We start from the raw sequence: 12,379 nt of genomic DNA on the forward strand, positions 1-12,379 counted from the left end.
GGGCCGCGGGTGTGCCCGGCGACGGCGTTCGCGCGACCATGGAGGGCGACCATGGCGGGCGACCCACCACGCGACGGCTGAGGTGAACCGATGGCTGTGACGTCCAAGCGCGTGATCGTGACGGGACAGGTCCAAGGGGTGTTCTTCCGGGACACCTGCCGGCAGACGGCAGCGGCGCACGGCGTGTACGGCTGGGTGCGCAACCTGCCCGACGGCAGCGTGGAAGCCCTCTTCGAGGGAGAGCCGGACGCCGTCGACGTACTGGTGGCATGGGCGCACGAGGGGCCACCGGCAGCCTTCGTCGACGACGTGAGGGTGACGGAGCAGGAGCCGCGGGGCCACTCCACCTTCGAGGTACGCACCACCGCCCTCTCCTCGCGGGGCCGGCACCGGTGACCCGGCCGGAGCACCGCCCGGCCGCGGGCGAGCGGCTCCGGCTCCACGTCCACGTACCCGACGAACTGCGCTTCTTCCTTCCCACGCGGCTGCGCCGCCGGGCCGGGGGCCAGGAGGGCGTGTACTGCCCGTACGACGGGACATCCTCGCTGGGGCACGTCGTGCAGTCGCTGGGGGTACCGCTGACGGAGGTGGCCGGGCTGCGGGCCGACGGCGAGCCCGTCGCCGACTCCCACCGGCCGGCGGACGGCGCCCACATCGCGCTGGTTCCGGTGCACCGTCCCCAGCCGCTCCCGCCGTCCGCGCCCTCGCCGCCGCGCTTCGTCCTCGACGTCCACCTGGGAGCGCTGGCCAGGCGCCTGCGGCTGCTGGGCGTGGACACCGCCTACCGCAACGACGCGCACGACCCTGAACTGGTGGAGCAGGCCAATGCCGAGCGGCGCGTCCTGCTGACCCGGGACCGGGGCCTGCTGCGCAGGCGGACCCTGTGGCTGGGCGCTTTCGTGCGCGGCAGCCGGGCCGACGAGCAGACCACCGACGTGCTGGAGCGGTTCGATCCCCTGCTCGCCCCCTGGACGCGCTGCCCGGCGTGCAACGGCCCGCTGGCAGCCGTCGCCAAGGAGGAGATCGCCGACCAGCTTCCGCCGGGCACCCGGCGCACGTACGACACGTTCACGCGCTGTGCCTCATGTGGGCGCCTGTACTGGCCGGGCGCCCACCATGCGCGCTTGACGGCCCGTGTGGACGCGGCGCGGCGCCGGGGGAGCTGGTTCCGATGAGAGGGTGCCCCGGCTGTGGATCGCAGACTGCGGGCTGGTGCCGCGCCTACCCGAAGCGCGCCACATACCGGCGCTGCCACGGGGTCTCGACCGCGCGGCGCGCGTAGTGCGCACGGACATACCCGACCGCCTCGTCCGGCGCGACGCCGTCGAGAACCGCGAGGCAGGCCAGCGCCGTTCCCGTACGCCCCTGACCGCCACCGCAGGCGACCTCGACCCGCTCGGTCCCGGCACGCTCCCACACCTGGCGCAGGGCCGCGCGGGCCTCGGCGCGGTCGCTCGGCAGGCGGAAGTCGGGCCAGCGCAGCCAGCGGGACTCCCAGTCGGTGGTGGCCGGTGGGCGGCTCAGCAGATACAGGCCGAAGTGCGGTGCGGGGCCTGACGGCAGGGGCCGGCGCAGCCCCCGCCCACGGACGAGTCGGCCGGACGGCAGGAGCAGGACCCCCGGTGCATCGGGTTCCCAGGTTGCGGACATGCCCGGAGCCTAGCGAGCGGCCGGGCCCGGTGCGGGCTGATCGGGAAGAGTCCCGGCTCCCCCGTACGGACCCGCCCCGGGCGCGGGCGCCGAGCCGCGGCGGGAGACTCGGCGGGACGGTCGCGCCCAGCGCCCGGGGCGGCCCGGCCAGGCGGAGGCGGTGCGTGGGATGAGCATGGAGCTGGGGATTCTGGTGGAGCGGGACGGCCTGCCCGCAGTACGACTGGAGCGCCCGTTCGCCGTGAGCGCGGACGAGGTGTGGCGCGCGCTGACGGAACCGGACCGGATGGCGGCCTGGTTCCCCTCGCCCACCGTGCACATCGAGCCGATGGTGGGCGGACGCGTCGACTTCGCGGGTGACCCGTACGCGGAGGACCACTCCGGGACCGTCCTGGAGTTCGATCCGCCGCGCCGTCTGGCCTACACCTGGGGTGACGACGAACTCCTCTTCGAGCTCGGCCGCCGCGGCGAGGGGTGTGTGCTCGCCCTGACCGACGTACTGGAGGACCGCGAGGCGGCAGCGCGCAACGCGGCCGGCTGGGACGTGTGCCTGGACGAGCTGTCCGAACTGCTGAACGGCGGGAGCCCGTCCGGCCCGCACGCGGCGGGCTCGGCCAGCGACTGGCAGGCCCGCTACGACGCCTACGTCGCCGCCGGTATGCCGTCGGGCGCGCCGCTGCCGGACGGCGGCGACCCGGGCTGAGAGCCGCACCGGCGCGGGGCCGTCACCCCCAGCGGCGGGCCACCAGCAGCGTCCAGCAGGTGAGGGCCGCGCACAGAATGCCGCCGGCGGCGAAGACGGTGGCGTGCCGGCCGTCCTGGAGCAGTGAGCTGGTGAGCGCCACCGCGGCGGAGCTGGCCAGTATGGCCGAGGCGGAGAAGAGGGAAGCGGCGCGGGCCCGGGCCGGGGGCGGCAGCAGCCGGGGCAGCCAGGTCTGCAGCGTGGTGTGGAGGTAGCTCCAGGCGGTGCCCAGCAGCGCGGCGGACAGCATCAGGACCGCCGTACCCGGCACCACCGCGGCCAGCAGCGCACCCGTGACGCCCATCGAACCTCCGGTGGCCAGCAGCCTCCTGGGCCCCCATACCCGGGCGTGCCGACGCAGCACGAAGGTGCTGGTGAGGACGCCGAGCGCGTAGGTGACCAGCACGGCGGTGGTCGAGGTCCGGCTTCCCGCGGTGGCCAGCGCGGGGGCGAGGAGAGCGGGCAGCCCGAGCATGACGGTGCCCTCGGCCGCGCCGAGACCGAGCACGGTGCAGTACGCGGCGCGGCGCCCGCCCGCTCCGGCGCGGGGCGGGTCCTGCGCCGCCCGGGCCGCCTCCGAAGGGCCGGGCGGTGAGCCGGGCAGTGGGCCGGGAAGGGGCCGGGTGGCCGCGCGGATGCGGCAGACGGTGACTGCGGTCAGTACGGCGATGACGGCGAAGGCGGGCCGCCAGGAACCGCAGCGCAGCACGGTGTCGGCGAGTACGGGAGAGGCGATCGCGCTCGCCGCCGTCACGGTGGTGAGGGTGGCGAACGCGCGCTGTCTGGCCTGGGCCGGGCTGAGCGACTCGTAGCAGAGGGAGACCGAGGGGGTGACGGTGGCGAAGCCGGCGCCCGCGGCCGTACGCAGCGCGATCCACCAGGCCGGCCCCGGGCACAGCGCCGAGCCGACGGAGGCGGCCGCCGCCACCAGCAGTCCGGTACGCAGGCTGCGTCCTGGTCCGTAGCGGTCGGCGAACCAGCCCCACAGGGGCAGGGCGAGCCCTTGGCCGAGGGAGTAGGCGGCCAGCCCGGTGGTGACGGTGGCGATGTCCGTGTGCCAGGCCGTGGCGAGGGCGGCGAGCAGGGGCGCGGCCAGGTGCCAGTCGGCGTTGCCGAGGGCGGCCGCCCAGCGCAGCGCGGACATGGTGCCCCCTCTCTCGTGGTCGCCACGGTGGTCGGCCGGGGCGAGGTCGGCTCGCCTGCGGCGACCCCACGAAACGAGAGAATATGGGGGTTTTCCCCAAGAAGACGGAGTGTACTGGAATTTGACCCCTTCTGGGGACCCGGGCAGCAACGCGGGCCCGGGGCTGCGCCACAGCGGCCGGACCGCTTCGGCCCGGCCGGGACTGCGTTGCACAGCTGTCGGTTCAGCCCCGTATCGTCGGGTTCCGCGCAACACCGACCAACGACGGAAAGGCAGGCGAGCGGCGTGCGGGAGCAGTCCTCTGGAGCCGGCGGGCAGCGGCGTGGCGGCGGGCGGCCCTACGCGAGGGGCGGCCACGGAGGACCGCGCGGCGGGCACCGGCCGCGCGGGCACGGCGGCCCGCCGCGTGAGCACCCCGGCCGCTCCGGCTACGACGAGCACCGGCCGCGCGCTGTCCGTACCGGACTGGCGGCGCAGCTGCGGACGCTGGAGGGTGCGCAGTACGGGCGCTACAAGGGCCTGGTCGGACGCTGGGAGATGCCCGGCGGCCTGCTGCTGGAGCTGGTGCGCGGGCAGTCCGACCCGTACGCGCCGCCCGCCCGGGTCGCCCTCCATGTGCCGGACCGGCTCGCCGCGCTGCCGCCCGAGCTGTGGCGGACCGCGACCCGGCGCCGCGCGCTGTCCTCGTACCTGGCGCGACAGGCGGCGGCGGCCGTGCGCGGCGAGAAGGCGCTGCGGGTGGACGCGGGCGGACAGGAGGTGCTGGAGCGCAGCTCGTGCACCGTGAGCGGCGAGGACGGCTCGGTGACCTTGCGGCTGGGCGCCGCGCTGCCGGGACACGGGCGCCGGATCGACGCGCGGGAGGCCGAGCGGCTGCTGTGCCAGGTGCTGCCGCGCGTGGCCGAACAGGCGCTGCACTACGCGTCGTTGGACGCGGCGGAAGTGCGGCGGTTCGTGGAGACGGTCGAGGACTCGGTGGCGCTGCGGGAGGCGCTGGCAGGGCGCGGCCTGGTGGGGTTCGTCGCCGACGGCGCGGTGCTGCCGCGCCGCAGCGGCGTGGACGACCAGCCGGCCACCGGCAGCGGCGTGGTGCCCTTCACCTCGCCCGAACAGCTGCGCGTGACGGTCGAGCTGCCGCACGCGGGAGCGGTGACCGGCATGGGCGTCCCCGAGGGGGTGAACCTGGTCGTCGGCGGCGGGTTCCACGGCAAGTCCACCTTGCTGCGGGCGCTGGAGACGGGTGTCTGGGACCACGTGCCGGGAGACGGACGCGAACTGGTTGTCTCACGGAGTGAGACGGTGAAGCTGCGGGCCGAGGACGGCCGCCGCGTGGAGCGGGTGGATGTGCACGCCTTCGTCGACCATCTGCCCGACGGCTCCGACACCTCGGACTTCTCCACCCAGAACGCCTCGGGGTCCACCTCGCAGGCCGCTTCACTGTGCGAGGCCGTTGAGGCCGGCGCGCGGGTGCTGCTGATCGACGAGGACACCGCCGCCACGAACCTGATGATCCGGGACGCCCGGATGCAGGCGCTGGTCGCCAAGGACCGCGAACCGCTCACCCCGCTGGTGGACACCATCCGCTCGCTCCACCGCGACCACGGCGTCTCGACGGTGCTGGTGATGGGCGGCTCCGGGGACTATCTGGAGGTCGCCGACCGCGTCGTGATGATGGACGCCTACCGCCCCTCGGACGTCACCGCGCGGGCGCGTGAGATCGCGGCTGTGCCCACCGGGCGGCACGCCGAGGCCGAGTCGTTCCCCGGCGTGGTGGCGCGGGTGCCCGACCCCTCGTCGCTCGACGCCGAGGTGCGCGGGCGGCCCCGCATCCGGGCGCGGGGCGAGGACGTGCTCTCCTTCGGCGACCACGAGGTGGACCTGCGCGCCGTCGAGCAGATCGCCGACCCGCGCCAGGTGACCGGCATCGGCCTGGCGCTGGAGCTGATGGTGCGGCGCGGGCTGCTGGACGGGCAGCGCACGCTGGGGCAGGCGCTGGACCAGCTGGACGAGCTGCTCGCGGACGGCGCGACGGGGCCGCTTCTCAGTATTCGGGACGAGGATTTCGCCGTGCCCCGGCGGTTCGAGACCGCCGCGGCGATCAACCGCGTCCGGGGGCTGCGGATGCTCCGCTGAGGGGGCATGGTTGGGTGGCCTCATGAGCGACACCGTGACCGTGACCACCTGGTATCTGGAGCAGACAGCCCCCGGTCAGCTGGCGCCCGCCCGGGTACCGGATCCGTCCGCCGGGGTCGCCGTCCACCGTGCCGAGGCGCCCAGCCCGGAGTTCAGCAGGTTCCTGTACGCCTCCGTCGGCGCGGACAACACCTGGATCGACCGGCTGCCGTGGTCGTACGAGCAGTGGCGGCGCTTCCTGGAGCGCCCGGGGGTCGAGACCTGGGTCGCCTACGAGCGGGGCACCCCGGCCGGTTTCATCGAACTGGACGGCGCCGGGGAGGCGGGCAGGGTGGAGATCAGCTACTTCGGGCTGCTGCCCGCGTTCCGCGGCCGGGGCATCGGTGGCCACCTGCTCTCGGTCGGGACCGCCCGCGCCTGGGATCTCGCCGGCCGCTGGGAGGGCCACCCGGCGACCGCCCGCGTCTGGCTGCACACCTGTTCCCTGGACGGTCGCCATGCGCGGGCCAACTATGAGCGGCGCGGGTTCCGTGTGTACCGCACGGAGACGAAGCAGGAGCCGCGGGTGATCCCGCCGGGCCCCTGGCCGGGGGCCTGAGACGCGCCCCGAAGGGGCGCGGGGAACGGCGCGCTCAGCCACACTCCGGCCGCACACGGAAGGCGTCAGAAGCTCCAACGGCGAGACCCGACCGCCGGCACGCAAGAGGGTGTCTCATGATGCAAGCGGCACATGTCCGCCATGCGGACGCCGGTGGACTGAGGTCAGACGCGCGTGCGAGGCTTCCGTCATGTCTCGCGCTGGAATCGCCTTGGTGAGTCGACGTCACGTCGACCTCGTTCGCGTGTCCAGCGCCATCTGTCCGGCGAGCTGACAGTCACAGCACCGCCGTTCTGACACCCCCCTCCTGACGTCCTCCGACGCCGACCAGGTACCGCCGAACCGCAGCCGCCGCCCTCACCGTCGCGGGCGAGCCGCCCGGGACCGGTGCCGAAACCCCTGCGCACGGGCCCTCGAACCGCTCCCCGTGAGACGGACCCCGCCCGGCGCGCCCCGACCGCACCCGCCCGACGTGTGCCCGCGCCCCCTGCCCGAAGGATCTCCCGCCATGGCCGACACCTCCGAGCGCCCCTCCCCCAAGCTCTCCGAGCAGGGGGTGCCCCCAGCCCCCGCCCGCCGCAAGACGGGACGCCACCGCGGCGAAGGGCAGTGGGCCGCTGGTCACTTCACGCCGCTCAACGGCAACGAGCAGACCAAGAAGGACGATGACGGTCTCAATGTGCGGACACGCATTGAGACGATCTACGCTCATCGCGGTTTCGAGTCCATCGACGGGGCCGACCTGCGCGGACGGATGCGCTGGTGGGGGCTCTACACCCAGCGCAAGCCCGGCATCAGCGGCGGCAAGACCGCCGTGCTGGAGCCGGAGGAGCTGGACGACGAGTTCTTCATGCTGCGCGTCCGCATCGACGGCGGGCGGCTGACCACCGAGCAGCTGCGGGTCATCGGGGACATCTCGCAGGAGTTCGCCCGCGGCACCGCCGACATCACCGACCGGCAGAACGTGCAGTTCCACTGGATCCGCATCGAGGACATGCCGGAGATCTGGCGGCGGCTGGAGGGCGTGGGGCTGTCCACGACCGAGGCATGCGGCGACACCCCGCGCGTCATCCTCGGCTCCCCCGTCGCCGGTATCGCGGCCGACGAGATCATCGACGGCACCCCGGCCATCGAGGAGATCAACCGCCGCGTCGTCGGCAATCCCGCGTACTCGAACCTGCCCCGCAAGTTCAAGACGGCCGTCTCCGGCTCACCGCTGCTGGACGTCGCCCACGAGATCAACGATGTGGCGTTCGTCGGCGTGGTGCACCCCGAGCACGGCCCCGGCTTCGACGTGTGGGTCGGCGGCGCGCTCTCCACCAACCCCAAGCTGGGCGTCCGGCTGGGCGCCTGGGTGCCCATCGAGGAGGTCGCCGACGTCCACGAGGGCGTCACCGGCATCTTCCGCGACTACGGCTACCGGCGGCTGCGCAACCGCGCCCGGCTGAAGTTCCTGGTCGCCGACTGGGGCCCGGTCAAGTTCCGGCAGGTACTGGAGGACGAGTACCTGGGCCGCAAGATGACCGACGGCCCGGCTCCCGAGCAGCCGGCCCAGCAGTGGCGCGACCACATCGGCGTGCACGAGCAGAAGGACGGCCGCTACTACGTGGGCTTCGCGCCGCGCGTGGGCCGGGTCGACGGTACGACGCTCAGCAAGATCGCCGACCTGGCGGAAGCACACGGTTCCGGGCGAGTGCGCACCACCGTTGAGCAGAAGATGCTGGTGCTCGACGTCGAGCAGGACCAGGTGGAGTCCCTGCGCGAGGGCCTGGAGGCGCTCGATCTGACGACCCGGCCGTCCGTCTTCAGGCGCGGCACGATGGCGTGCACGGGCATCGAGTTCTGCAAGCTGGCCATCGTGGAGACCAAGGGCCGCGGCTCCTGGCTGATCGACGAACTGGAGCGCAGGCTCCCGGACTTCGACCAGCCCGTCACCATCAACCTCAACGGCTGCCCCAACTCCTGCGCCCGTATCCAGGTCGCGGACATCGGGCTCAAGGGCCAGCTGGTCACCGACGCCTCGGGCAACCAGGTCGAGGGCTACCAGGTGCACCTGGGCGGCTCGCTGGGCATGGAGCCCGGCTTCGGCCGAAAGGTGCGCGGGCTGAAGGTGACCGCCGAAGAGCTTCCCGACTACATCGAACGTGTGCTGCGCGCCTTCCGGGCCCAGCGCGAGGACGGCGAACGATTCGCCCAGTGGGCGGCGCGCGCGGCTGAGAGTGATCTCAAATGAGCGAGCGGGCCGCGCCGTTCTACTGCCCGTACTGCGGGGACGAGGATCTGCGCCCCAGTGAAGAGGAAACCGCCCCAGGGCAAGGCGCAGCGTGGGAGTGCGTCGCCTGCAACCGGGCTTTCCGGCTGAAGTTCCTCGGGCTGCTGGCCTCCGGGCTGCGGTCGGCACACTCCGACGGAGAGGACCCCACCTCATGAGCACCGCGCACATAACGGAGCAGCGCTCTCCCGAGGAGCTGCGGTCGCTGGCCGAGCAGGCGGGCCGGGACTTCGAGGAGGCCGACGCGCTGGAGGTGCTGCGCTGGGCCGCCGAGACCTTCGGGCACCGGTTCTGCGTCACCTCCTCCATGGAGGACGCCGTGGTCGCCCACCTGGCCTCCCGGGTCTTCCCGGGCGTCCGCGTGGTCTTCCTGGACACCGGCTACCACTTCCCGGAGACCATCGGCACCCGGGACGCCGTCGAGGCCGTGATGGACGTGGAGGTCATCACCCTCACGCCCCGCCGGACGGTCGCCGAGCAGGATGCCGAGTACGGCCCCAGGCTGCACGACCGCGACCCCGACCTGTGCTGCGCGCTGCGCAAGGTGCAGCCGCTGGAGGAAGGGCTGCGCGGGTACGACGCGTGGGCCACCGGGCTGCGCCGCGAGGAGTCCCCGACCCGGGCGAACACCCCGGTGGTCGGCTGGGACGAGAAGCGGCAGAAGGTCAAGGTCTCCCCCATCGCCCGCTGGACCCAGCAGGACGTGGAGGACTACATCGCCGAGCACGGCGTACTGACCAACCCGCTGCTGTCCGACGGCTACGCCTCCATCGGCTGCTCCCCCTGCACCCGCCGTGTACTGGCGGGTGAGGACGCGCGCGCCGGACGCTGGGCCGGCAGCGGCAAGACCGAGTGCGGGCTGCACCTGTGAGGGCCCGGGTTCAGCCAACAGGACCGGAAAAGGAGGGGCGAGACCGATGAGCGAGGCACGCGGCGCCACCGTGTGGCTGACCGGCCTGCCGAGTGCGGGCAAGACGACGATCGCCACGGCGCTCGCCGAGCTGCTGCGCGGCGAGGGACGCCGGACCGAGGTCCTGGACGGCGACGAGATCCGCACCTTCCTCTCCGCCGGCCTCGGCTTCTCCCGTACCGACCGGGACACCAATGTGCAGCGCATCGGCTTCGTCTCCGAACTGCTGGCCTCGCACGGGGTGATCGTGCTGGTACCGGTCATCGCCCCGTACGCGGACAGCAGGGAGGCGGTGCGCAAGCGCCATATGGCCGAGGGCACGCCGTATCTGGAGATCCATGTGGCCACGCCGGTCGAGGTGTGCTCACAGCGCGATGTGAAGGGCCTCTACGCGAAGCAGGCCGCCGGCGAACTGAGCGGGCTGACGGGTGTCGACGACCCCTACGAGGAGCCGGCCGACCCGGATCTGCGCCTTGAGACACACGGGCGCGCCGTGGCGGAGTCCGCCACGGCGCTGCACACCTTGCTGAAGGAGAGGGGACTGCTATGACCACGGCGGTGACCGCACCGGAGGAGACCGACAACCCCTTCGCGCTGAGCCACCTGGACGCGCTGGAGTCGGAGGCGGTGCACATCTTCCGCGAGGTCGCGGGCGAGTTCGAGCGCCCGGTGATCCTCTTCTCCGGTGGCAAGGACTCCATCGTCATGCTGCACCTGGCGCTGAAGGCTTTTCAGCCGGCGCCGCTGCCCTTCGGGCTGCTGCACGTCGACACCGGGCACAACTTCCCCGAGGTGCTGCGCTTCCGGGACGCGACGGTGGCCGAGCACGGGCTGCGGCTGTACGTAGCCTCGGTGCAGCAGTACATCGACAACGGCACGCTGCGCGAGCGCCCCGACGGGACCCGCAACCCGCTGCAGACGCTGCCGCTGCTGGAGGCCATCAACGAGCACCGCTTCGACGCGGTCTTCGGCGGCGGTCGCCGGGACGAGGAGAAGGCGCGCGCCAAGGAGCGGGTCTTCTCGCTGCGGGACGAGTTCGGCGGCTGGGACCCGCGCCGGCAGCGCCCCGAGCTGTGGCAGCTCTACAACGGCCGGCACGCTCCCGGTGAGCATGTGCGGGTCTTCCCGCTGTCCAACTGGACCGAGCTGGATGTGTGGCAGTACATCGCGCGGGAGAAGATCGAGCTCCCCTCGATCTACTACGCGCACGAGCGGGAGGTCTTCTCCCGCTCCGGGATGTGGCTGGCACCCGGTGAGTGGGGCGGCCCCAAGGACGGCGAGCGGGTCGAGAAGCGCCTGGTGCGCTACCGCACCGTCGGCGACATGTCCTGCACCGGCGCCGTCGACTCGGACGCGGACACGGTGGAGAAGGTGATCGCCGAGATCGCCGCCTCCCGGCTGACCGAGCGCGGCGCCACCCGCGCCGACGACAAGCTCTCCGAAGCCGCGATGGAAGACCGCAAGCGGGAAGGCTACTTCTAGACGATGAGCACCACAGCCGACACAGCCCTTGCCGCCGAAGCGCTGGCGGCCACCTCGCTGCTGCGGTTCGCCACCGCCGGAAGCGTCGACGACGGCAAGTCCACCCTGGTGGGCCGCCTGCTGCACGACTCCAAGTCGGTGCTGACCGACCAGCTGGAGGCCGTCTCGCGGGCCTCGCAGGCGCGCGGCCAGGAGGCACCGGACCTGGCGCTGCTCACCGACGGGCTGCGGGCCGAGCGCGAGCAGGGCATCACCATCGACGTGGCCTACCGCTACTTCGCCACCCCCAGACGGCGGTTCATCCTCGCCGACACCCCGGGGCATGTGCAGTACACCCGGAACATGGTCACCGGCGCCTCCACCGCCGAGCTGGCCGTCGTGCTGGTGGACGCCCGCAACGGCGTGGTCGAGCAGACCCGCAGGCACGCCGCCGTGGCCGCGCTGCTGCGCGTCCCGCACGTGGTGCTGGCCGTCAACAAGATGGACCTGGTGGGCTACGCCGAGGACGTCTTCGCCGCGATCGCGGACGAGTTCTCCGGCTACGCCACCTCGCTGGGCGTGCCCGAGGTGACCACCATCCCGATCTCCGCACTGGAGGGCGACAACGTGGTCACCCCCTCCGCGCACATGGACTGGTACAGCGGGCCGACCGTTCTGGAGCACCTGGAGACCGTCCCGGTCACCCACGACCCGACCGACGACCCGGCGCGCTTCCCGGTGCAGTACGTCATCCGGCCGCAGACCGCGGAGCACCCCGACTACCGCGGCTACGCGGGCCAGTTGGCCTCCGGTGTGCTGCGCGTCGGCGACCGTGTCACGGTGCACCCGTCGGGCCGCTCCAGCACCATCGAGGCGATCGACGCGCTGGGCGAGTCGGTGGACGTCGCCTGGGCTCCGCAGTCGGTCACCATCCGGCTCGCCGACGACCTGGACATCTCGCGCGGCGATCTGATCGCACCCGCCGAGGCGGCGCTGCGGCCCAGCCAGGATCTGACCGCCACTGTCTGCCATCTGCACGACCGGCCGCTCAAGCCCGGCGACCGGGTGCTGCTCAAGCACACCACCCGCACCGTCAAGGCCATCGTCAAACAGATCCCCACCCGGCTGACCCTGGCCGACCTCTCGCACCACCCGGCCCCCGGCGAGCTGGCCGCCAACGACATCGGCCGCGTCGTGCTGCGCACCGCTGAGGCGCTGCCCGTCGACCCGTACGCGAGCTCCCGGCGCACCGGCTCCTTCCTGCTGATCGACCCTGCCGACGGCTCCACGCTGACGGCCGGTATGGCCGGTGAGGCGTTCGCCGGCGCGCAGGTGGCGACCGCCGATGCGCCCGAAGACGACGGCTGGGATTTCTAGGCCCATGAGCATCCCAGGAGAGGTCTTCTCGACGTTCGACCAGACCGGTGGCCGCATCGGCAGCGGCGCACGCGGCAGCGGCCAGGGCGGAG

14 protein-coding genes are annotated in these 12,379 nt (G+C 73.0%); 12 read left to right on the forward strand and 2 right to left on the reverse strand.

Features of this window, described 5'->3' with window-relative positions:
- Nucleotides 1–90: 90 nt before the first annotated feature.
- Both JW592_RS08080 and JW592_RS08085 read left to right on the forward strand, forming a co-directional pair.
- Complete coding sequence (locus JW592_RS08080) at nucleotides 91–396, forward strand: acylphosphatase (RefSeq protein WP_209264234.1); 306 nt, start codon at nucleotides 91–93, stop codon at nucleotides 394–396.
- Nucleotides 393–1,175, forward strand: a complete 783-nt coding sequence (locus JW592_RS08085) for a Mut7-C RNAse domain-containing protein (RefSeq protein WP_209264235.1) — start codon at nucleotides 393–395, stop codon at nucleotides 1,173–1,175. Before JW592_RS08080 ends, JW592_RS08085 begins: the two co-directional genes overlap by 4 nt.
- A gap of 46 nt (nucleotides 1,176–1,221) precedes the next feature.
- On the opposite strand, the gene JW592_RS08090 is transcribed toward JW592_RS08085, so the two are convergent.
- Nucleotides 1,222–1,650 (reverse strand): protein-tyrosine phosphatase family protein, encoded by a 429-nt coding sequence (locus JW592_RS08090; protein WP_209264236.1) that lies wholly within the window; start codon nucleotides 1,648–1,650, stop codon nucleotides 1,222–1,224.
- A 169-nt stretch (nucleotides 1,651–1,819) separates the two neighbouring features.
- Here JW592_RS08090 and JW592_RS08095 point away from each other — a divergent pair, with 169 nt between their 5' ends.
- A complete protein-coding gene (locus JW592_RS08095; protein ID WP_209264237.1) occupies nucleotides 1,820–2,353 on the forward strand; it encodes an SRPBCC family protein in 534 nt (177 codons plus the stop codon).
- 22 nt (nucleotides 2,354–2,375) lie between these two features.
- Here JW592_RS08095 and JW592_RS08100 read toward each other — a convergent pair whose 3' ends face one another.
- Nucleotides 2,376–3,536, reverse strand: a complete 1,161-nt coding sequence (locus JW592_RS08100) for an MFS transporter (protein ID WP_209264238.1) — start codon at nucleotides 3,534–3,536, stop codon at nucleotides 2,376–2,378.
- 285 nt (nucleotides 3,537–3,821) lie between these two features.
- On the opposite strand from JW592_RS08100, the gene JW592_RS08105 reads away from it, so the two are divergent.
- The 9 genes from JW592_RS08105 to JW592_RS08140 all read left to right on the forward strand — a co-directional run bounded on the left by JW592_RS08105 (nucleotide 3,822) and on the right by JW592_RS08140 (nucleotide 12,287).
- Nucleotides 3,822–5,669 (forward strand): ABC-ATPase domain-containing protein, encoded by a 1,848-nt coding sequence (locus tag JW592_RS08105; protein ID WP_209264239.1) that lies wholly within the window; start codon nucleotides 3,822–3,824, stop codon nucleotides 5,667–5,669.
- A 22-nt stretch (nucleotides 5,670–5,691) separates the two neighbouring features.
- Nucleotides 5,692–6,267, forward strand: coding sequence for a GNAT family N-acetyltransferase (locus tag JW592_RS08110; RefSeq protein ID WP_209264240.1), 576 nt, complete (start codon nucleotides 5,692–5,694; stop codon nucleotides 6,265–6,267).
- A 190-nt stretch (nucleotides 6,268–6,457) separates the two neighbouring features.
- Complete coding sequence (locus tag JW592_RS33565; RefSeq protein WP_344569275.1) at nucleotides 6,458–6,541, forward strand: putative leader peptide; 84 nt, start codon at nucleotides 6,458–6,460, stop codon at nucleotides 6,539–6,541.
- Nucleotides 6,542–6,775: 234 nt separating this feature from the next.
- Nucleotides 6,776–8,500, forward strand: coding sequence for a nitrite/sulfite reductase (locus tag JW592_RS08115; RefSeq protein WP_229375379.1), 1,725 nt, complete (start codon nucleotides 6,776–6,778; stop codon nucleotides 8,498–8,500).
- Nucleotides 8,497–8,697, forward strand: a complete 201-nt coding sequence (locus tag JW592_RS08120; protein ID WP_209264241.1) for a hypothetical protein — start codon at nucleotides 8,497–8,499, stop codon at nucleotides 8,695–8,697. The genes JW592_RS08115 and JW592_RS08120 overlap by 4 nt, the downstream gene beginning before the upstream one ends.
- Nucleotides 8,694–9,410 (forward strand): phosphoadenylyl-sulfate reductase, encoded by a 717-nt coding sequence (locus tag JW592_RS08125; RefSeq protein ID WP_209264242.1) that lies wholly within the window; start codon nucleotides 8,694–8,696, stop codon nucleotides 9,408–9,410. Before JW592_RS08120 ends, JW592_RS08125 begins: the two co-directional genes overlap by 4 nt.
- Nucleotides 9,411–9,456: 46 nt before the next feature.
- On the forward strand, nucleotides 9,457–9,999 hold the full coding sequence (cysC, locus tag JW592_RS08130) for an adenylyl-sulfate kinase (RefSeq protein WP_209264243.1): 543 nt from the start codon (nucleotides 9,457–9,459) through the stop codon (nucleotides 9,997–9,999).
- Nucleotides 9,996–10,931 carry a sulfate adenylyltransferase subunit CysD gene (cysD, locus tag JW592_RS08135; protein WP_209264244.1) on the forward strand — a complete coding sequence of 312 codons (936 nt, stop codon included), beginning with the start codon at nucleotides 9,996–9,998 and terminating at the stop codon, nucleotides 10,929–10,931. The genes cysC and cysD overlap by 4 nt, the downstream gene beginning before the upstream one ends.
- 3 nt (nucleotides 10,932–10,934) lie before the next feature.
- Nucleotides 10,935–12,287 carry a sulfate adenylyltransferase subunit 1 gene (locus JW592_RS08140; RefSeq protein ID WP_209264245.1) on the forward strand — a complete coding sequence of 451 codons (1,353 nt, stop codon included), beginning with the start codon at nucleotides 10,935–10,937 and terminating at the stop codon, nucleotides 12,285–12,287.
- Nucleotides 12,288–12,379: the final 92 nt, after the last annotated feature.

Source organism: Streptomyces spirodelae (assembly GCF_017676385.1).
Lineage (GTDB): Bacteria > Actinomycetota > Actinomycetes > Streptomycetales > Streptomycetaceae > Streptomyces > Streptomyces spirodelae.